This window comes from Kribbella ginsengisoli (genome assembly GCF_039537185.1).
Classification (GTDB): Bacteria; Actinomycetota; Actinomycetes; order Propionibacteriales; family Kribbellaceae; genus Kribbella; species Kribbella koreensis.
The window spans coordinates 1336330-1356333 of the sequence record NZ_BAABAA010000001.1 but is presented as its reverse complement, the minus strand read 5'-3'; the positions used below and the strand labels follow the sequence as shown (position 1 = coordinate 1356333).

Below are 20004 nucleotides of genomic sequence, written 5' to 3'. Positions count from 1 at the left end.
GTTGGCACTGTGACCGCTAAGAAGGTCGTGCTGTTCGACTACGGCTCGGGCAACATCCGCTCGGGCGAGCGCGCGCTGCAGCGGGTCGGCGCCGACGTCACGGTGACGAGCGACTTCGACCAGGCGCTGAACGCCGACGGACTACTGGTCCCCGGCGTCGGCGCCTTCGAGGCCTGTATGAACGGGCTGAAGGCAGTCCGCGGTGACGAGATCGTCGACCGCCGGCTGACCGGTGGCCGGCCGGTGCTCGGCATCTGCGTCGGCATGCAGATCTTGTTTGCCAAGGGCATCGAACACGGCGTCGAGACCGAGGGCTGCGAGCAGTGGCCCGGCATCGTCGAGCGGCTGCAACCGCTCGGCGGCGAGCCGGTCCCGCACATGGGCTGGAACACCGTCGCGGTCGACGGTACGACGAAGCTCTTCGACGGGATCGAGAAGGAACGCTTCTACTTCGTCCACTCGTACGGCGTCCGCGACTGGCATCTCACCGACACCCGGGCCTCGGTGACCCCGACGGTGACCTGGACGGAGTACGGCGGTGACCGTTTCGTCGCCGCGGTCGAGAACGGGCCGCTGACCGCGACCCAGTTCCACCCCGAGAAGTCGGGCGACGCCGGCGCGGAGCTGCTGGCCAACTGGATCCGGTCCTTCTAGTGCCGTACTACGTCCACGGCGCGGATCAGCCGGATGTCCTGGACGGGCTGATCGAGCTGTCCGAGGCGCACTGGTCCTATATGGATCGGTTCGCCGATCGGCTGATCCTGCGCGGGCCGACGTTGTCGGATGACGGCGAGGAGCACACGGGGAGTGTGCATGTCGTCGATGTCGCGGATCGTGCGGCGGCTGAGCGGTTCGCTTACGAGGAGCCTTACTGGTCGGCTGGTTACTACCAGCCGCTCACGATCGCGCGAGCCGTCGTACTGGTCGATCGGCCGGACGACGCTCCGCGAGCCCTGGTGACCGCGGAGTGGGAGCCGGCCGACCTGACCGAGCTGGCCCCGTCGCTGCTCGAGGACGACCGGCTGAGCTTCGTGGCGCTGCTTGTCGAGGACGACGGCTCGCACTCCATCGGCATCGTCGCGGCAGTCGCCGGCGCGCCCTCCGAGGCAGCCGATGTGATCCGCCCCGCGGCCGACGGGCTGACCGGCGGAGTGGCGATGACGGTCACCGCCCGTCGCTGGCAGCGGGGCGGGCGCTCACAGAGCGATTCCTGACACGCGTTCTCTTGCCGTTCGACTGGCGTTCACCGTAGGTTCACTGGCGACCACTGCTTGTGCTGACAAGGAGACCGCCTGTGACCATCGAGAGCCCCCTGTCCAGACGTCAGTTCGTCGCTCGTGCCGCTGCGGCCGGTGTTGCGGTCGGGGTGGTGGGGTCGGTCGATGCGCTCTACACCTCCGAGCCGGCGCACGGTACGTCCGGCCCGAAGGTGGGCTACGGGCCGCTGGTCGAGGATCCGGCCGGCATGCTCGACCTGCCCAAGGGCTTCAGCTACAAGATCCTGTCGCGCGAAGGCGCCACCCGGCCCGACGGCGGGCTGGTCCCGAGCCGGTTCGACGGGATGGGTGCCTTCCCGGACCGGCACGGCGGGTCGCGGCTGGTCCGCAACCACGAGTGCTATCCGGACGCGCCGATCCCGGTCAAAGGGCCGGCCGAGCGGACGTACGACCCGGGCGCGGGCGGCGGCAACAGCACGCTGATCGTCGACCGGCACAACCACCTCGAGAAGGAGTACATCGCCCTCGGCGGTACGGCGATCAACTGCTCCGGCGGCAAGACGCCCTGGCGCACCTGGCTGACCTGCGAGGAGACCGAGGACAAGGCCGGCGTCAAGGGTTACACCAAGGACCACGGCTTCATCTTCGAGGTCGATCCGTACGACGACCGCCGCAACCGCAACCCGGTGCCGTTGAAGGCGATGGGCCGGTTCCAGCACGAGGCGGTCGCGATCGATCCGGCGACCGGGATCGTGTACGAGACCGAGGACGCGTTCGTGGCGCCGCTCGGCGGGTTCTACCGGTTCCTGCCCAACCGGCCGCGCGGCGGCTGGGGGAGTCTCCGGGCGGGTGGCGAACTCCAGGCGATGCGCGTGGCCGGCGTACCGGATCTTTCGGTGATCCAGGAGGCGGGCACCGTGCTGCGTGGTGTCGAGTGGGTCAAGGTGCCTGATCCGCTGGCGACCAGCGAGTCGGTGCGGGCGCAGGACTTCGCCAAGCCGATCACGGGTGGCTACAAGCTCGAAGGCGCCTGGTGGGGTGTGCTCGACCGGTGCGTGTACTTCGTGTCGTCGTTCGCGCTGACCAGCCTCGGGCCGAAGATGGAGCACAACGGCCAGGTCTGGAAGTACGACCCGCGGCGCAAGACGCTGCGGCTCGAGCTGATCTTCAAGCGCGCGGTGCCGACCGACCCGAACCCGGAGTTCGACTCACCCGACAACATCACCATGTCGCCGTACGGCGGCCTGATGATGTGCGAGGACGGCCTCGGCGACCAGCACCTGCTCGGCACCACCGAGGACGGCCAGGTCTTCAAGTTCGCCCGCAACCGGGTCAACAACGGCACCCCCGAGGCTCCCGAGTACGGCGAACTCTCCGGCGTCGGCTTCTCCGCCGACGGCCGCACGATGTTCTTCAACATCTACACCCCCGGCATCACCTACGCCATCACCGGCCCCTGGCGCCGTCGCCGCTGACCGACCCCGCCACCGCCGGCCGTGCCCCCCGCCCCGAGGCACGGCCGGCTGCCTCCGCGCATCGATAGCATGCGCAGAACGCAACAGAGGTGGGGGACAGGATTATGGAGCGGCTCACCGAGGACGATCCGGTCGAGGTCGGGCCCTATCGACTCATCGCGCGGATCGGGCAGGGCGGGATGGGGACCGTGTACCTCGCCGACTCTGCCGATAGCGGCAGTGGAAACGTAGCGGTCAAGGTTCTCCGTGCGGACTTTGCACGCGACGAAGCCTTTCTTGCGAGGTTCCGCCAAGAGGTCGGAGCATGTCAGCGCGTCAGTGGTCGCTGCTGCGTTCGATTCCTCGGCGCCGACCTGGAGGCATCGCCGCCGTGGCTGGTCACCGAGTACGTGGCCGGTCCCACGCTCGCAGAGTACGTCGCAAGCCGGGGCTCCTTGGGGTATCGCATGCTGACCGGCTTCGCGGCGGGCATCGCCGAAGGGCTCGCTGCCATCCATACGGTCGGTCTGGTCCACCGGGATCTGAAGCCGTCCAACGTGATCCTCAGCGCCGATGGCCCGCGTCTCATCGACTTCGGTATCGCCCACCACCCGGACGACACGTCCTTGACCGCCACTGGCACGGTTGTCGGATCGCCCGGCTGGATGGCCCCCGAGCAACTGCTCGGCGAAACGATCGGGCCTGCCACTGACGTGTGGGCGTGGGGCGCGACCGTTGCCTACGCAGCCACGGGACGGGCTCCCTTCGGTACCGGACCGACGCGGGAGGTGAGCCAACGGGTACTTTCCGGTTTGGCCGACCTCACCGGCTTACCCGATCCGATGGCCGGCCACGTGCAGTCGGCGCTTTCGCCGGATGCCGGTTCCCGGCCCACGGCAGCTCAACTGCTGACCATCTTCACCAAGACGTCCGAGCCCGGAGCGATCTCGGCAACTCTTGCTGATACCTGGCAGTCGTCGGATACCGGCGTGCTGCAGGCCTCAAGCGGGGCTCGCAGCAACAGGTGGCCGGTCGTAGCCGGGATGGCGATCGCGGTCGCAACTGTTGCGGTAGTTGTCGCTGCGCTGCTCACCGTCAACAGGAAGCCTCCAGTAAGTGCGTCCTCTGCGACCACATCGACTCAGCCCACGATCTCGCTCACGACCCGGCCAAGCTCTGCGAAATCCTCCGCTGCCAGAACGCCGACGCCGACGGACCCGTGGTCGATGGCCAAGTTCAGGCCGTCGAACGAGCGTTCGCTGGCCAATCTCTTCCGGGCCTTCTCGGAGCAACCCAACTACATCCCGGACTTCCCATTGACGATGAACGGTTGCGGATCGCGAGCCATGCGGACGCACTGGCGCAGTGTGGGCGACGCCATCACTGCCGGAAGGGTCGACTATTCGGACACGCCGGAGACGGCCACCCGGAAGGACGCCAGGCAGCTCGCCACCGCGACCAGCGGCTGGATAGACACCGGCGGCTGCGAGCAGCCTGTCTTCTTCGTCGGTACCGGCGGCCAGAGCACGCTGGTGGATATCACCTACGAAACCCGGATCTACGAAGCTGCGCCGTGATCGTGGTGCCTGACACCATCTCAGCCGGCCGGGCCGTCGTAGACCCACAGCCCGTTCTCGCGGAGGAAGTGGCTGTTCTCGGTCTGGTCGCCGGGTTCGCCGGCGGCGAGGTAGTTCGCGCGGAACTCGACGGTGCCTTCGGTGTGGAAGGGGGTGCCGTCGGTGGCGTTCAGGATTTCCAGGCCGGTCCACTCGATGTCGTCTTCGAGGTGGAGTTCGCGCGGGCGGGTTGTGGAGCGCCAGCTGCGGAGGAGGTAGCCGGCGTCTCGTACTGCGAAGGCGGAGTAGCGCGAGCGCATGAGTCGCTCGGCGGTAGTGGCCTGGGTCCGGCCCTCGTGGATGCTGCCGCAGCAGTCAGCGTAGGCGGCGTCGAGGCCGCAGGGGCAGGGCGTTCGTTTGGCCATCCCCCGATTGTGCCTTGGCACCAGAAGTGAGCAGGTACTGGCCAGTGGCGTAAGTGGACATCACCAGCGCGCCGCGTCCGGGGAAGTCGCGACCGGCCATCCGCATCGCGATCAGCGCGTCGGAGACGAGGAACAGCGCCCCGCCGAGGCCGCTGCGCTTGTCGTGCCAGCCCGAGGCGACAGCGGTTGCTGTGAGCAACAATGCGTAGGCCGCAACAGGGACCCGTTGCGAGCCGAGGTCCTTGGAGAGCAGGGCGATCAGGGCTGCCCACAACGCGCCGTACGCCGCCAGCACCCGCCACGACTTCTCGCCGGGCTTGGTGAGGTACACGGCGAGGTAGCAGGCGTGGGCGGCAGCGAAGGCAGCGATACCGGCCAGCTGCAGATCGGTCTCCAGCAACAGGTCGCCGGCTGCCGAGGCGAGCAGCGCCGCCTGGATCAGCGGAGGGATGTCCTCCTGCGTCCGGGTCCAGGACAACAGCAAGGGCATCAGCGTCACCTTGCTCGTCTGCTTAAGCAGTTTGATGTCGACGGCAACTGCCGCGACATGGATCGCCGCAGCACCCCAGTACGCCGCCAAGCGCCGCCGCCCGCTCGCCAGCTGTCCCAGCTTCATGCGCCGGAGTCTCCCGTACGCCGGTGTCGTACGGGCTAACCCTTGGTGACGAGACGGCTCAGACGGCGCCCGGGAAGGCGACCGGTGCGCCACCCCAGTTGAGCTGGGTCGTCGCCGTGGTGATCAGCGTCTGGATCGCCAGCGCCCGGACCTGGTCCTGCTCGGCACCCTCGACCAGGTCGGCGTACACGGCCGCCAGCCGCCGCTCGATCAGCAGGATCAGGCTGCTCGCCGTCTGCGGGGTCGACACGGCCAGGGGCAGGTCGTACGCCGGTTCCGCGGCAACCGGCGTCTCGCCAGCTGCCGTGAGGAGGGCGGCGAGCTTGTCACGCTGCCGGCGGTGCTGCTCGTACAGCTCGTCCGCGGCCCGGAACTTGGCCCCGTTCAGCTTGCCGCCGGCCACGCCCACGCCGTACAGGGCAGCGTGCTCGCCGGCCAGCGCCGACTGGAGGGCATCAACTTGGCTCACCGGGCGGCCTGCTTCTTCTTGGCGGTGACAGTCAGGGAGTTCGCCAGCTGGCTCTCGGCGGCGGCAACCATGGCCAGCAGGCGGGCGTTAGGCCCGGACAGCTTCGCCGCGGCGATCGCGTGGGCGACGGACAGCTTCTGCTCCCTCGTGGCCAGGTCGGCCATCGCGGCCTCGGACCCCTTCGGAAGGGCGGGCAGTGGGGGAGCAGTGGCCGGACCGGCCCCCGACACCTCGTTGAGCTTCGCCAGATGCTGAGCGTGGTACTTCGCTGCGGTGGTCAGCTGGGTGCGCAGCGCAGGGTAGAGCTTGCTGGCCGCTGTGAGCCGCTGGGCTACTTGGGCCACCTGCCCGGCCGCCGCTGACATGGCGGCGACCACTGCGGGGTCGGTGCTCGGCTCCGGCTTGCCGTCCGGGCCCTTGGTGCTCTTGGAGTCGCCGCCGGCCGCCGGCCCGCCACCTGGGTCGTCCTTGCACCCTGCGAGCAGGGCCGTAGTACCGGCTGACAGGGCAACCGTCCGCAGCGTGGCCCGGCGGGAGACCAGCGCTGCCGACCAGCGAGTGAGGGGCTCAGGATCGTTCGGCATAGGCCGAAACCCTATCCCGAACGGAGGTACGTGCTCGGCCACTTCGGTGGGCCGGATATGGTGGGCTACTGCCCTCGGTCGGATCGCCGGGGCGCACGGCGCTGCAGAACGCGGCGTCACAACTGGAGAGAGAGGCAGGTCTACCTGTGAGCCGAAGGACTGACCACACGGACCCCGAGAGCCTCGAAAACTTCCTGCGGCCGCTCGTCGCCCAGTTCGGCTGCGACCTGGAGGCTGCCGAAGTCACGCCGATCGGCAAGCGCCGGCTCCTGCGGGTGCTGGTCGACCGCGACGGCGGGATCAACCTGGACGATGTCGCCGACGTCACCCGGGCCATCTCGAAGGCGCTCGACGCCGACGAGGTGATGGGCGACGGCGCGTACACGCTCGAGGTGTCCAGCCCCGGCGTCGACCGGCCGCTCACGCTGCCGCGGCACTGGCGGCGCAACGTCTCCCGCCTGGTCGAGGTCACCCTGGTGGCCGGCGGCAAGGTGACCGGCCGGATCACCTCGGCCACCGACGAGGCGGCCGTACTGGACGTCAAGGGCCGGCCGCGGACGATCGCCTACGGCGACCTCACCAAGGCCAAGATCCAGATCGAGTTCAACCGGCCAGCCGGCAACGACGAAGCAGAATCCGCCGCTGACGGCGTGGTAGAGGAGAACTGATGGATATCGACATGGCCGTCCTGCGGTCCCTGGAACGTGAGAAGGACATCGCGTTCGACATCGTGGTCGAGGCGATCGAGCAGGCGCTGCTGGTGGCGTACCACCGGACCGAGGGCGCGCAGGCGCAGGCCCGGGTCGAGCTGGACCGCAAGAGCGGGCACGTCACCGTGCTGGCCAAGGAGCTCGCCGAGGACGGCACGGTCGCCCGCGAGTTCGACGACACGCCGGCCGACTTCGGCCGGATCGCGGCCACCACGGCCAAGCAGGTCATCCTGCAGCGGCTGCGCGACGCCGAGGACGAGGTCCGGTACGGCGAGTTCGCGGGCAAGGAGGGCGACATCCTGTCGGGCATCGTCCAGCAGGGCCGCGACCCGCGCTCGGTGATGATCGACCTGGGCAAGATCGAGGCCGTACTGCCCGCGCCGGAGCAGGTGCCGGGGGAGAAGTACGAGCACGGCTCCCGGCTGCGGGTCTACGTGGTCGGCGTCCGCAAGGGCTTCAAGGGCCCGCAGATCACCGTCTCCCGGACGCACCCGAACCTGGTCAAGAAGCTGTTCGCGCTCGAGGTGCCGGAGATCGCCGACGGCACCGTCGAGATCACCGCGATCGCGCGCGAGGCCGGGCACCGGACCAAGATCGCCGTCCGGACGCTGAACCCGTCGGTGAACGGCAAGGGCGCCTGCATCGGCCCGATGGGCCAGCGGGTGCGCAACATCATGCACGAGTTGCACGGCGAGAAGATCGACATCATCGATCACAGCGACGACCCGGCGACGTTCGTCGGGAATGCGCTGTCGCCGGCACAGGTTTCGTCGGTAGAGGTGGTGGACGCCGCGGCACGCGCCGCGCGGGTCGTCGTACCGGACTATCAGCTCTCGCTGGCGATCGGCAAAGAGGGGCAGAATGCCCGCCTGGCGGCCCGGCTCACGGGCTGGCGGATCGACATCCGGCCGGATACGGATGTGACTCGTGAGAACGAGAAGGTAGACTGATCTCTCGGTCGGTCGACTGAGTCGTCACCACACCCTGAGGAACTGAAGATTCACACTGCAGACGCGCGCCCTGAGAAGGTTCAGGAACGTACCTGCATCGGGTGTCGGAAGCGGGACAGTCCGGCTGATCTGCTGCGGATGACGGTTTCCGGAGGACGTGTCCTCCCGGATCCCGCGCATCGGGCACCCGGCCGCGGGGCGCATCTGCACCCGGTGACCGAGTGTCTCGACCTGGCCGAGCGGCGAAAGGCGTTCCCACGGGCCTTCAAGGTCCAGGGTCCGCTTGATATTTCGCTTGTGAGGGCACAGGTGGAGCGGTAAGCAATGAGTTGCAGCAAAGCGAGCGGCCGCCCGGCCGCCCATGGCCTACCAGGCCGTGAAGACATGAAGGCGGGTCATCGACTCATGACCACTCGATGAGTGTCGAACGATGAGTGCAATGCGATGAGCATGTACGTCAACTAACGGTCCGCGCCCCCAAGGCTCGGACCAGAGGGAGAGTAGTGGCAAAGGTCCGAGTCTACGAGCTCGCGAAAGAGCTCGGAGTTACCAGCAAGGTCGTCCTGACCAGGCTGAACGACATGGGAGAGTTCGTCCGATCGGCGTCCTCGACGATCGAGGCACCCGTCGTCCGACGGTTGGCGGAGGAGTTCGAGAAGAACCCGCCGAAGAAGCGCGCGGCCAAGAAGGCCGCCGCCAGCACCTCAGCAGCGCCGCAGGCGACCGCTCCGGTCACCCCGGCAGCGCCGCAGGCGCCGAGCGCTGAGAGCAGCGCACCGGCTGCCCCGGCCCCGGCCGCTCCGGTCAAGGCTGAGCCCACGGTGGTCGAGACCGCCGCGAGCACTGCCACGTCCGGCGCAGAGGTCACCGAGTCGGCCACCCCGGCCGCCTCGAGCCCGGCTCCGGCCAGCGCTGAGACCAGCACGTCGGTACCGGCACCGGCTCCGGCCCGTCCGGCTGGCTCCGCGCCGTCCCCGGCCCGTCCGGGTCCGCGGCCTGGCCCCAAGCCTGGTCCGCGCCAGGAGAGCCCGGCTGCTCCGGCATTCGAGGCTCCGGCGGCGAAGGCTGCCGAGGCTCCGGCTGCTCCGGCGCCGGCTGCCCCTGCTGCTCCGGTGGAGACCCCGGCCGCACCGGAGGTACAGGCTCCGGCCGCCTCCGCGGCGCCGTCGGCTCCGGCCGGTCAGCGTCCCGGTCCGGCAGCACCGCGCCCGACAGGTGACCGTCCCGCGCCGCGTCCGGCCGGTCCGGGCGGCAACGCTCCGCGTCCGGGTGCCGCTCCGCGTCCCGGTGGTGCCCCCCGTCCGGGTGGCGCTCCGCGTCCGGGAGCTCCCGGTGGCGACCGTGGTGGCCGTCCGGGCGCACCGCGTCCGGGCAACAACCCCTTCAGCTCGACCCAGGGCATGCAGCGCGGTGGCGCGCGTCCGGGTCCGGGTGGCGCTCCGGCGGCCCCGGCCCAGGGTGGTAGCCCGGCGGGTATGCCGCCGCGGCCGCCGCAGGCCCGTACGGGCGGTTCCGACCGTCCGCGTCCCTCGGGTGGCGTACCGGGCGCACCGCGTCCGAACCCGGCGATGATGCCGAAGTCCTCAGCCGGTACCTTCACCGGCCGTCCGTCGGGTCCCGGCGGTGGTTCGGGTGGTCCTGGTGGCGGTGGCGGCCGTGGCCGTCCCGGCGGCGGTTCCGGTGGTCCCGGTGCCGGTGCCGGCGCGCGTCCCGGTGGCGGCGGTGGCGGCGGCTTCCGTCCGGGTGGTGGCCCCAGCGGTCCCCCCGGTGGTGGCGGTGGCGGTCGTCCCGGTCCGGGTAACCGTGGCCGTGGCGGAACACAGGGCGCCTTCGGTCGTCCGGGTGGTCCGGCCCGTCGTGGTCGCAAGTCCAAGCGCGCCAAGCGCCAGGAATTCGACAACATGCAGGCTCCGGCCGTCGGCGGCGTGCGCGTCAAGCACGGCGACGGCGAGGTCGTTCGCCTGGCCCGTGGTTCCTCGCTGACGGACTTCGCCGAGAAGGTCGGCGTCGACCCGGCATCGCTGGTTCAGGTGCTGTTCGCCCTGGGCGAGATGGTGACCGCGACCCAGTCGGTCAACGAGGAGACCCTCGAGCTGCTCGGCACCGAGCTGAACTACGACGTTCAGGTCGTCTCGCCGGAAGACGAGGACCGCGAGCTGCTGGAGTCGTTCGACATCGACTTCGGCTCCGACGAGGGCGACGACACCAACCTGGCGGCCCGTCCGCCGGTGGTCACCGTCATGGGTCACGTCGACCACGGTAAGACGAAGCTGCTGGACGCGATCCGGCACGCGAACGTCGTGGCCGGCGAGGCCGGTGGCATCACCCAGCACATCGGCGCGTACCAGGTGACGACCGAGGTGGACGGCAAGGAACGCGCCATCACCTTCGTCGACACCCCGGGTCACGAGGCGTTCACCGCCATGCGTGCTCGTGGTGCGCAGGCCACCGACATCGTCATCCTGGTGGTCGCGGCCGACGACGGCGTGATGCCGCAGACGATCGAGGCGCTGAACCACGCCCGCGCGGCCGGTGTGCCGATCGTGGTCGCGGTCAACAAGATCGACGTCCCGGCGGCCGACCCGGTCAAGGTCCGCGGTCAGCTCACGGAGTACGGGCTGGTTCCCGAGGAGTACGGCGGCGACACCATGTTCGTCGACGTCTCGGCGAAGTCGCGGATCAACATCGACGGCCTGCTCGAGGGCGTCGTCCTGACCGCCGACGCTGCGCTGGATCTCCGGGCCAACCCGGACATGCCGGCCCAGGGTCTCGCGATCGAGGCGCACCTGGACAAGGGCCGTGGACCGGTCGCGACCGTGCTGGTCCAGCGCGGAACGCTGCGGGTCGGCGACTCGATGGTCGCGGGTCCGGCGTACGGCCGGGTCCGGGCGATGCTCGACGAGCACGGCAACTCGGTCGAGGAGGCCCTGCCGTCGCGGCCGGTGCTCGTCCTCGGTCTGACCGCCGTGCCCGGCGCGGGTGACAAGTTCCTCGTGGTGGAGGACGACCGGATGGCCCGGCAGATCGCTGAGAAGCGGGAAGCCCGGGCTCGTGCGGCGGCCAACGCCAAGCGGCGCGCACGTCGTACCCTCGAGGACTTCATGGCCTCGATGGAGAAGGGGCAGACGCAGGAACTGCTGCTCATCCTCAAGGGCGACGGCTCTGGTTCGGTCGAGGCGCTGGAAGACGCGCTGGTCCGGATCGAGGTCAGCGACGAGGTCTCGCTCCGCGTCATCGACCGTGGTGTCGGTGCGATCAACGAGAACGACGTCAACCTGGCCATCGCGTCCGACGCCGTCATCATCGGCTTCAACGTGCGGCCGGCCGGCAAGGCCGGGGATCTGGCCGAGCGTGAAGGCGTGGACATCCGGTTCTACTCGGTCATCTACGCCGCGATCGACGACATCGAGGCGGCCCTGAAGGGCATGCTGAAGCCGATCTACGAGGAAGTCACTCTGGGTCAGGCGGAGATCCGGGAGATCTTCAAGTCGTCGAAGGTCGGAAACATCGCGGGTTGCTGGGTCACCAACGGTGTGATCAAGCGGAACGCGAAGATCCGGTTGATCCGCGATGGCGCGGTGGTCGTCGAGAACGGCGAGCTGTCGTCGCTCAAGCGGTTCAAGGACGACGCCTCCGAGGTCCGCGAGGGCTTCGAGTGTGGTCTGACCGTGCAGAACTACAACGACATCCGGATCGGCGATGTCGTCGAGGCGTTCGAGCTGCGCGAGAAGGCCCGCAGCTAGTACGCAGTACTGCCCTAGTAACGTCCGGAGTGACGGTTTGTTCTCCCGTCGCTCCGGACGTTACGTATGACGTGGACACAGAGGGAGTGAGCCCTGATGGGTGAAGCAAGGGCGAAGCAGTTGGCCGACCGGATCCAGGTCCTGGTCGCGGAGCTGCTGGAGCGCCGGGTCAAGGACCCGCGACTCGGCTTCGTCACGGTGACGGACGCGAAGCTGACCGCCGATCTGGGCGAGGCGAGCGTCTTCTACACGGTGTACGGCGGCGAGCAGGACCGCGTGTCCACCGCGGCGGCGCTCGAGTCGGCCCGCGGGCTGATCCGCAGCGAGGTCGGCAAGGCACTCGGCCTGCGACGGGCTCCGAGCCTGGCGTTCTACCTGGACGCCGTACCGGAGACCGCTGGTCAGATCGAGGAGTTGCTGGCGAAGGCCCGCCAGGCCGACGCCGAGGTGGCGAAGGCTGCCGCCGGCGCCAAGCCGGCCGGCGACGCCGACCCCTACAAGCGCCGCGAGGACGATGACTCCGACGACGAGTGACGCCGTGGACGCGCCTGCCTCCTCCCCTCCGGAGGACGCAGGCGCGTCCGCTGCGTCGAGTACCACTGCTTTGGACACGTCTGTTGCGGATGGCATCGTCATCGTCGACAAGCCGGCGGGGGTGACCTCGCATACGGTGGTCGCTCGGGTGCGGCGGCTGGCGGGGACCCGGAAGGTGGGTCACGCGGGGACGCTGGATCCGATGGCTACCGGCGTACTGGTGGTCGGGCTGAACCGGGCGACTCGGTTGCTGGGGCATCTGCAGCTGGCTGACAAGTCGTACGACGCGACGATCCTGCTCGGTGCGACGTCGTCCACGGATGACGCCGAGGGCGAGATCACCGTCGCTGCAACTCCTGAGGCATTGGCTTCGGTGACTGCTTCGGCGATCGAGGCGGCGGTGGAGGCCTACCGCGGGCCGATCTCGCAGATCCCGTCAAAGGTGTCGGCGATCAAGGTCGACGGCAAGCGCGCGTACGAGCGGGTCCGGGCCGGCGAAGAGGTCGAACTCAAGGCGCGGAACGTGACGATCAGCCGGTACGACGTACTCGACATCCGAACTGTTGCCGGCGGCATCGAGGTGGACATCTCCGTCGACTGCTCCAGCGGCACCTACATCCGCGCCCTCGCCCGCGACCTGGGCGCCGACCTCAACGTGGGCGGCCACCTCACCGCGCTTCGGCGTACCCGCGTAGGCGCCTTCGACATGTCCTCCGCGCACACCCTGGAAGACCTGGGCGAGTCCTTCACCATGCTCCCCATCGCCGAGGTAGCCGCCGACACCTTCCCGCGCTTCGACGCCGACGCCGAGCAGGCAGCAGCCATCCGCACCGGCCGCCCGCTGCCGGGTCTGAAGCTGACAGCCGGCGTGCAAACCGCCATGTTCGACCCCGACGGAACCTTCCTGGCCCTCTACGAACCCCACGGCCCCCTGGCCAAACCCACCGCCGTCTTCGTCAGCTAGTACTTCCTCCCCACGCGTCGCGGGGCGCAGCGTTGAGCGGGGTGCGGTGGTTTGCGTACCTAGCGACAGGTAGTGCACCCCGAGACGCTGTACGCAGGATCGGCATTTGCGCTCAAGGTGCACTAGATGGCGTCGACTACGTCCTGTCGTTGAGTACGCCTGGGCGATCGGGGAGGCCGTCGGTGCGGCGACTTCGCCACGCGACGAGCAGTAGCGGGAGCTGGGTGACGCCGTACAGGACGTGGAAGAGGTAGTGGCGTAGCGACTGCTCTGGGTCGAACGGGAGGATCGGCAGGGGGAGAACGCTCAGAAATGCGCCACCGACCAGGTGTAGGCCGCCCCACACCAGCGCCGCCCAGACTGCCGCTCGGTGCGCACCCGTCAGCCAGAGGACTGCTATCCCCACGAAGCCGAGCGACGGCAGCAGCGTCTCGGGGCTGACGAAGGTCTGGCCCGGCAGGTCGGCGAAGTTGTGGACGACAAACCCAGTCCACGCAAGCACCAACGCCCCACCCGCCATCCGCGCCTTCATCCGTGAAGGCTAGGCGGATTCCAGCCTGGGAAGGCGGACTTCTACCCGATCGGGCAGAAGGGCAGCCCGGTTGATACGGCCCCGGTACTGGCCTGTTCGTCGACGACAACGGACCGGACCTCGCCCGGATAATCTGGAGCATCATCGCCCCGCGCAAACTTCCCCAGCCCGGAGGGACTGCAATGGCTCAGGTCGGTCAGACGCTGTCGTTCGCCGCGAGCCTTTACCGGCAGCGGTTGAGCGTTGCCTGGGTCGGGTATGCCCGGAATGATCCGATGGCGTTGTTGCAGCTCAGGCCGGGGCGGGATGATCCGTATCGGATCTACGAGCGGATCCGCCTAGAGGGGCCGTTGGTTCCTACGCGGTTGGGGAACTGGGTCACGACGAGTCATACCGTCTGCGATCTGGTACTTCGGGATCGGCGGTTCGGGGTGCGGCCGGCCGGGGCCACGGTCGGTGATACGCCCACTGACGAGGTCGACCTGTCGTTCCTCGATATGAATCCGCCTGATCACACTCGCTTGCGGCGGCTGGCTCAGCCGGCGTTCAGTCCTAAGCAGATGGCTGGTTATCGGCCGCAGATCGAGGCGACGGTCGACGAGTTGCTGGACCAGGCCGGCTCGAGCTTCGACTTGGTCAGTGGGTTGGCTGCGCCGTTGCCGATTGCGGTGATCACCAATCTGCTCGGGATTCCGGAGGCGGATGCGGAGAACTTCGCTCGGTACGGGACTGTCATCGGTGGTGCGCTCGATGGGGTGCAGTCGTTGTCGCATGCGGCTCGGTTGCAGAAGGCTGATGCTGAGTTGGGGGCGCTGTTCACGGAGTTGTTCGCGCTGCGTCGGCGGGAGCCGGCCGACGACATCATTTCTCGGCTGGTGGCGGCGGAAGGTGAGCAGATTCGGCCGGCGGAGATGTTGCCGATGTGCATTCTGCTGCTGGTCGCAGGGTTCGAGACGACGGTCAATCTGATCGGGAACGCGGTCAATGCGCTGCTTGATCATCCTGACCAGTGGGACGCGCTTTGTGCTGACCCGGCGACGATGGCGGCCAAGGCCGTTGAGGAGACGCTTCGATTCGACCCGCCCGTGCAACGTACCGGCCGTTTCGCTCTGCAGCCGTTGGAGTTGGCCGGAAAGCCTGTCCACGAAGGGCAGTTCGTCGTCACCCTGCTCGGCGCGGCCAACCGGGACCCCGAGGCATTCACCGACCCCGACACCTTCGACATCACCCGAGAGCACACCGCAGATCACCTGGCCTTCTCCAGCGGCATCCACTACTGCGTCGGCCAGCCGTTAGCCCAGCTAGAAGCCACCATCGCCCTCAAAACCCTCGCCGAACGAGCCCCCACCCTCCGCCGCACCGGCCCCACCCGCCGCCGCAACTCCAACACCATCCGCGGCCCCATCCACCTCCCCGTCCACACCGGCACCCCGGTACGCCGCACCGCCACCCCACCGGCTCACCGCTGAGCGACGCCGCCCACCCGCCGCTGAAGAGGCCGGCTGGCCCACCGCTGAGCGGCGCCGTCGGCCCGCCGCTGAGGAGGCCCGCCGGCCCACCGATGAGGAGGGGCGCCACTCCACCAGCTCACCGATGCGCAACGCCGTCGGCGCCACCGATGAGCAGAGTTGTCGACTAGCGAGGCTCGAACGGGGATGTAGAGGCAGCGGTGCGCTTGATTCGGGCTTGGGCGTCCACGGCGGCCTTGCGGTGCCAGCGGGTGCGTTGCCAGCGTTGGAGTACTGATCGGCGGCGGCGGGTGTCGAGGTCTTGGGTCATGGCTGTGCGTAGGGCGCTGGTGGTCAGCATGAGGTCGGTGTAGGCGGTGGCGGTCAGTGGGCCGGAGGTGTCGGGGGACTTGTGCTGGAGTACGGCGTCGAGGAGTTCCTGGACATCGCCGTACCGGGCTCGGGCCGACTCCGACATGAAGAGGCCGCCCTTCGAGTAGTACCAGGTGCGGTACGACTCGTGGAGCTGCTCGAGTTGGTCGCGCGTCGGCTCGGTGCGCGGCCACCGCGGAACTGCGCCGGTTGCCTTCCACAGTTCTGGGTAGGCCGCGAGCCGTTGATCGCGAAGGTTCTCGTCGATCCCCGCGCGAGTGGAGATCCAGCTGTTGACGAGCGCGATCACCCCGGCGGTCAGCAACGCAAGAACCCCGGTCACCACGGCACGCATCAACTCGGACGACATCAGTCGCAGTGTGGACCCGCTCCTGTCGCTGGACAAGAGCTAGCGTGGGGTGCTTGGCCGGGGCGGCGATGGGGAGGTTGCGGTGCGGTTGGAGCTGGCGCGGATTCTCGATGCTCGCGGGCAGATCGATCCGGTGTTCCGGGAGACGCCACAGTATGAGTGTGGGGCCTTGGGGGAGGTGTTGGGGTGTCGGGTGGTTTTGAAGGTGGAGACGGCGAATCCGGTGCGGTCTTTCAAGGGACGCGGGACGGAGACCGTTCTGGCCAGGCTGTCGGATGCATGTGCGGTGGTTTGCGCGAGTGCGGGGAATCTTGGGCAGGCGCTGGCCTACAGCGGGCAGCGGCGGGGAACGGCGGCGACGGTCTTTGCTTCGGCGGCTGCCAATCCGGTGAAGGTTGAGCGGATGAAGGCGCTCGGGGCTGACGTGGTTCTGGTGGAGGGGGAGATCGAGGCGGCGTTGGAGGCTGCTGAGCGGTTCGCGGCTGAGACGGGGGCGTACTTGGTTGAGGACAGCAAGGACATCGGTACTTGCGAAGGGGCGGCGACGATCGGGGTCGAGCTGTCGGAGTCGGGGATCGGGCTTGACGCGGTGCTGATCTCGCTGGGGGCTGGTGCGATGGCTTCGGGGGTGGGGTTCGCGGTGAAGAGCTTGTCCAGGGGGACTGAGGTGATCTGTGTTCAGCCGGAGCGGGCGCCGGCGATGACGTTGGCCTTGCGGGCCGGGCGGGCGGTTGAGGTCGGTGCGCCGGACACGATCGCGGACGGTGTCGCGGGGCGGTCGGTGATTCCGGAGGTACTCGAGGACCTGGCCGAGGTCGCGGATGACGCGGTCCTGGTGACGGAGGCCGGGATCGTGGAGGCGATGCGGCTCATTCATACGCATGCGGGGTTGGTGGTCGAACCGGCTGCGGCGCTGGGAGTTGCCTCGATTCTGGAGAGCGACGGCCGGTACGCCGGTAAGACTGTCGCCACCATCCTTTGCGGAAGCAACGTGACTCCAGCGGACTTCAAACGCTGGACCGTCTAGGCGACGTCGGGGCGGGTCATCAGGGGTGAGCGCAGGTGTAGCTCGAGGTTGGAGGTCGTCAGGGGCACGGTGCTCCAGGTCGCCACTGCTCTAGACGCGTTGACCTCCAGCCGGACGCGGTGCGGCGTGGTGATGACGTACAGGTCGGCGATGAAGGTGTCGCCCTGCCAGGCGCCGGTTGCGACGACAGGGCGGCCGAGGGGAGAGCTCTCGCGCCATTCGCTGTGGCCTACTGAGAGCTTGAGGGATGGGCCGAGTTGCAGGAGCCAGCCACCGGTGACCGGCTCGATGGCTACTGCGGTTCCGTCGGGCAGGGCTGAGTTTTCGGCGGAGGCATCGATCGTGGCCCGGGTCGAGCTGGACGGGTGCGCTGAGCCCGGTACGGGCGTGAAGGACAGCCCTCGCAGGCGATCGGCGAGCAGTTCGTCGTCTTGAGGGCTGTCCGGGTTGCCCAGGGCAGGCAGGAGGTAGTCCCAGAAGAGGCCGGGGAGGACGTCTGTCGGGTCGACGGCGCCGGTGAGGACGATGACGAGCTCGTGGGACGGTACGACCACGCAGTACTGACCGTAGGAGCCGTGCCCGTGGTACCCGTGGCGTGAGATCCAGAACTGGTAGCCGTACCCGCGCTGGAAGTCGGGGTTCGGCGACCAGTTCGGCAGCGGCAGTGTCTCGATGTGAGCCCTCGTCGCCAGCTCCAGCCACTCGCGCGGTGCGAGCTGCTGATCGCGCCAGACCCCGCCGCGGAGCAGCAGTTCGCCAAACGCGGCGATGGCCTCGGTCGTGAGATGCAGTCCGTGGAATCCGAAGGCGGCACCGCTCGCCACCCGGTCCCACTCGGCGCCCTCGATCCCCATCGGCTGGAACACCCGCTCGTCGAGAAACTCCGGCAGGCCACGGCCCGTGACCCGCTCGACCATCCGAGCCAGGATGTAGGTGGTCGAGTTGTCGTAGGTGTGGCGCGTCCCCTCAGCGTCGGCGAAGGGAACGCGCAGGAAGCCCTTCGTCAGATCGCCAGGCTCCAGCCGCCAGGCCTCGTCGAGACTGTCCGGGTCGTGTCCCGCCGTCATGGACAGCAGGTGATGGACGGTGATGCGGCGTCCCTGCTCGGAGACGTCGGCCGGTACGTGGTCAGGCAGCACGTCCACCACCAGATCGTCGAGCGACAGCAGCCCGTCGGTGATCGCGAGTCCGACGGCGACCGACGTGAATGACTTGGTCAGCGAGTAGAGCAGGTGCACGCGCTCCGCGGAGTACGGCGCCCACCAACCCTCCGCGACGATGTGGCCGCGGTGCACGACCATGAGCGAGTGGCATTCGACCGATCGCGCTTCGAGCTGGTCCAGCAGCGCGCCGACCGCCCGGGACGACATTCCTGAGGCGGCCGGCGTCGATCGGGGCAGTAGAGGCATCCGGGCACGCTAACAACTCGGCCGGCCCCGCGTCACCGGAAATATCAGCGGGTGTTCCGCCGGCGCAGCAGCTTCTTCAGGCCTTGGGTGGATTGGAAGAGCAGGGCCACTCCGCAGACGGCGATGATGACGAAGAGGATGGTCTGGTTGCGGTCGGGGGTGCCGCTGAGTAGTTCGGTGCCGCTCCAGATGAGCAGCAGGGCGGCGGCGCCGAGGGCCAGATAGCCGGTGGCGAGGTTCCGCGGGGTGAACTGCCACCAGGGTTCGTCGGCGGGCCATACGGGCTTGTCGTTCATGGTTCGGTTCCTTTCGGAGTCGGTACTTCGAAGCTAGGGCGCGCGGTCGGCCCTGAGCCTCGACCGCGCGGACGAACCCACGCGACGGGCGTCGTACTTTTGGCCAGGTACCCGACTGCCCTCGCGGTTGACGCCGGCAACCAACCGGACCAGGCATGCTGGGCACATGACTACGCCAGCGCACCCGGCCCACCAGCGGTGGATGCCGTTCGGCGTCGAGGTCGTGGTGCTCTGGGTGGCACTGTTCGCCGACGGCTGGCTGAACTACGCCGGCCGGCCCGTCGGGGATGTCGCGATCCTGGCGGTCCGGATGGTTGCCATGGTCATCGGCGGCGCGATCGTCACGCTGGTGCTGATCCGGCACCGGTTCCCGCGACTCGTCCTCACCACCGCGGCGGCGTCGCTGGCCTCCCTGCTCGTGACGGTTGTCGCCGTGCAGACGTTGGCCTCGCAAGACCGGCAGATCATCCGGCCGTCCGTCGCCGAGGCTCTCGGGCTGGCCATCCTGGTCGGTACGGTCTGCCGTCGGTCGGCGCCTCGTGAGGCGATCCCGTTGGCCGTGCTCGCCGGGATCGCGATCACGCTCAACCCGTTGCTCCGGCCTGGCGTCGACTCCGATTGGGCGCTGCTCGCGGTTCCGGCCGCGGTGTTGTGGGGTGCTAGCGCGGGGGTTGGTCTCGTACTACGTGACGCCGACAACCTCCGTCGGACGGCACAGACCACCACCCGCGAGCTGGAGCGCCTCAACCTGGCCAGGGAGCTGCACGACTTCGTCGCTCACCACGTGACGGGGATCGTGGTGCTCGCCCAGGGCGCGCAGATGTCGCCGCGCCAGGATCCCGGCGTACTGGTCGAGATCGAGCAGGCCGGTACGGAGGCGCTGACCGCGATGCGGCGGCTGGTGGGGATGTTGCGCACGGACACGTTCGCGACGCTGGCCGACGCGTTGAAGGATGCTTGCGGCAACGATTCGTCGGTACGGCTGCGCAGCGGCGACTTCGTAGTACCGGCCGAGTTGATCGATGTGGCGCACCGGATCGCGTTGGAGGCGGTGACGAATGCCCGGCGGTATGGGTCACCGGCTTCGCGGATCGACGTGACTGCGCGCCTCGACGGGCAGTTGCTCGTGCTGCAGGTCGCCAATCAGGTTGCCGCTGGCAACCATGGCGAGACGGCGCGTGGTGGCGGTTCGGCGTACGGGCTGGTGGGGATGCGGGAACGGGCGGAGGCGGTGGGCGGTACGTTGATGGCTGGTGTCGATGTGAACGGCCGGTGGCTGGTGACGGCGGCGTTGCCGCTGGCTCGCGACCGGTCTTGGATCTAGGAGC

General features: G+C 68.7%; 21 protein-coding genes. 13 read left to right on the top strand and 8 right to left on the bottom strand.

Annotated elements, in window-relative coordinates; genetic code table 11:
- Nucleotides 1–9: 9 nt before the first annotated feature.
- The 4 genes from hisH (at nt 10) to ABD768_RS06010 (ending at nt 4248) form a co-directional block, all read left to right on the top strand.
- On the top strand, nt 10–654 hold the full coding sequence (hisH, locus tag ABD768_RS06025) for an imidazole glycerol phosphate synthase subunit HisH (protein ID WP_344838151.1): 645 nt from the start codon (nt 10–12) through the stop codon (nt 652–654).
- A complete protein-coding gene (locus tag ABD768_RS06020) occupies nt 654–1214 on the top strand; it encodes a YciI family protein (RefSeq protein WP_344838148.1) in 561 nt (186 codons plus the stop codon). Before hisH ends, ABD768_RS06020 begins: the two co-directional genes overlap by 1 nt.
- A gap of 80 nt (nt 1215–1294) precedes the next feature.
- Complete coding sequence (locus tag ABD768_RS06015) at nt 1295–2692, top strand: alkaline phosphatase PhoX (RefSeq protein WP_344838145.1); 1398 nt, start codon at nt 1295–1297, stop codon at nt 2690–2692.
- A 104-nt stretch (nt 2693–2796) separates the two neighbouring features.
- The gene (locus ABD768_RS06010) at nt 2797–4248 is read left to right on the top strand and encodes a serine/threonine-protein kinase (RefSeq protein WP_344838143.1); all 1452 of its coding nucleotides are present in this window, start codon (nt 2797–2799) and stop codon (nt 4246–4248) included.
- A 20-nt stretch (nt 4249–4268) separates the two neighbouring features.
- Here ABD768_RS06010 and ABD768_RS06005 read toward each other — a convergent pair whose 3' ends face one another.
- From ABD768_RS06005 to ABD768_RS05990, 4 genes are read right to left on the bottom strand one after another with little or no spacing between them, the layout of a single operon-like run.
- The gene (locus tag ABD768_RS06005; protein WP_344838140.1) at nt 4269–4652 is read right to left on the bottom strand and encodes a YchJ family protein; all 384 of its coding nucleotides are present in this window, start codon (nt 4650–4652) and stop codon (nt 4269–4271) included.
- A complete protein-coding gene (locus tag ABD768_RS06000) occupies nt 4603–5268 on the bottom strand; it encodes a lysoplasmalogenase family protein (protein WP_344838138.1) in 666 nt (221 codons plus the stop codon). The genes ABD768_RS06005 and ABD768_RS06000 overlap by 50 nt, the downstream gene beginning before the upstream one ends.
- A gap of 58 nt (nt 5269–5326) precedes the next feature.
- Entirely contained in the window at nt 5327–5737 is a 411-nt protein-coding gene (locus ABD768_RS05995; RefSeq protein ID WP_343968397.1) for a ferritin-like domain-containing protein, read from the bottom strand.
- Nucleotides 5734–6321, bottom strand: a complete 588-nt coding sequence (locus ABD768_RS05990) for a cell division protein FtsK (protein ID WP_343968393.1) — start codon at nt 6319–6321, stop codon at nt 5734–5736. The genes ABD768_RS05995 and ABD768_RS05990 overlap by 4 nt, the downstream gene beginning before the upstream one ends.
- A 146-nt stretch (nt 6322–6467) precedes the next feature.
- Here ABD768_RS05990 and rimP point away from each other — a divergent pair, with 146 nt between their 5' ends.
- The 6 genes from rimP to truB all read left to right on the top strand — a co-directional run bounded on the left by rimP (nt 6468) and on the right by truB (nt 13222).
- On the top strand, nt 6468–6989 hold the full coding sequence (gene rimP / locus ABD768_RS05985) for a ribosome maturation factor RimP (protein ID WP_344838133.1): 522 nt from the start codon (nt 6468–6470) through the stop codon (nt 6987–6989).
- On the top strand, nt 6989–7981 hold the full coding sequence (gene nusA / locus ABD768_RS05980; RefSeq protein WP_343968389.1) for a transcription termination factor NusA: 993 nt from the start codon (nt 6989–6991) through the stop codon (nt 7979–7981). The genes rimP and nusA overlap by 1 nt, the downstream gene beginning before the upstream one ends.
- Before the next feature lie 42 nt (nt 7982–8023).
- Entirely contained in the window at nt 8024–8302 is a 279-nt protein-coding gene (locus ABD768_RS05975; protein ID WP_343968810.1) for a YlxR family protein, read from the top strand.
- Between the two features lie 182 nt (nt 8303–8484).
- On the top strand, nt 8485–11724 hold the full coding sequence (gene infB, locus ABD768_RS05970) for a translation initiation factor IF-2 (protein WP_343968387.1): 3240 nt from the start codon (nt 8485–8487) through the stop codon (nt 11722–11724).
- Between the two features lie 96 nt (nt 11725–11820).
- Nucleotides 11821–12258, top strand: coding sequence for a 30S ribosome-binding factor RbfA (rbfA, locus tag ABD768_RS05965; RefSeq protein WP_343968385.1), 438 nt, complete (start codon nt 11821–11823; stop codon nt 12256–12258).
- Nucleotides 12239–13222: a tRNA pseudouridine(55) synthase TruB gene (truB, locus tag ABD768_RS05960; RefSeq protein ID WP_344838130.1), complete on the top strand. Its 984-nt coding sequence runs from the start codon at nt 12239–12241 to the stop codon at nt 13220–13222. Before rbfA ends, truB begins: the two co-directional genes overlap by 20 nt.
- 136 nt (nt 13223–13358) lie before the next feature.
- Here truB and ABD768_RS05955 read toward each other — a convergent pair whose 3' ends face one another.
- Nucleotides 13359–13754 carry a hypothetical protein gene (locus ABD768_RS05955; RefSeq protein ID WP_343968383.1) on the bottom strand — a complete coding sequence of 132 codons (396 nt, stop codon included), beginning with the start codon at nt 13752–13754 and terminating at the stop codon, nt 13359–13361.
- 182 nt (nt 13755–13936) lie between these two features.
- Between ABD768_RS05955 and ABD768_RS05950 the strand changes: the two genes are divergently transcribed.
- Entirely contained in the window at nt 13937–15223 is a 1287-nt protein-coding gene (locus tag ABD768_RS05950) for a cytochrome P450 (protein WP_344838127.1), read from the top strand.
- A 166-nt stretch (nt 15224–15389) separates the two neighbouring features.
- Here the strand turns inward: ABD768_RS05950 and ABD768_RS05945 are convergent, their stop codons facing one another.
- Complete coding sequence (locus ABD768_RS05945) at nt 15390–15944, bottom strand: hypothetical protein (protein WP_344838124.1); 555 nt, start codon at nt 15942–15944, stop codon at nt 15390–15392.
- A 49-nt stretch (nt 15945–15993) separates the two neighbouring features.
- Between ABD768_RS05945 and ABD768_RS05940 the strand changes: the two genes are divergently transcribed.
- The gene (locus tag ABD768_RS05940) at nt 15994–16971 is read left to right on the top strand and encodes a threonine ammonia-lyase (RefSeq protein ID WP_344838121.1); all 978 of its coding nucleotides are present in this window, start codon (nt 15994–15996) and stop codon (nt 16969–16971) included.
- Here the strand turns inward: ABD768_RS05940 and ABD768_RS05935 are convergent.
- Together ABD768_RS05935 and ABD768_RS05930 are read right to left on the bottom strand one after the other, a co-directional pair.
- Nucleotides 16968–18380: a serine hydrolase domain-containing protein gene (locus ABD768_RS05935; protein ID WP_344838120.1), complete on the bottom strand. Its 1413-nt coding sequence runs from the start codon at nt 18378–18380 to the stop codon at nt 16968–16970. The two genes, ABD768_RS05940 and ABD768_RS05935, sit on opposite strands and share 4 nt — an antisense overlap.
- 44 nt (nt 18381–18424) lie before the next feature.
- On the bottom strand, nt 18425–18676 hold the full coding sequence (locus tag ABD768_RS05930) for a hypothetical protein (protein WP_344838118.1): 252 nt from the start codon (nt 18674–18676) through the stop codon (nt 18425–18427).
- A gap of 166 nt (nt 18677–18842) precedes the next feature.
- Here ABD768_RS05930 and ABD768_RS05925 point away from each other — a divergent pair, with 166 nt between their 5' ends.
- The gene (locus ABD768_RS05925) at nt 18843–20000 is read left to right on the top strand and encodes a sensor histidine kinase (RefSeq protein ID WP_344838117.1); all 1158 of its coding nucleotides are present in this window, start codon (nt 18843–18845) and stop codon (nt 19998–20000) included.
- Nucleotides 20001–20004 lie beyond the last annotated feature (4 nt).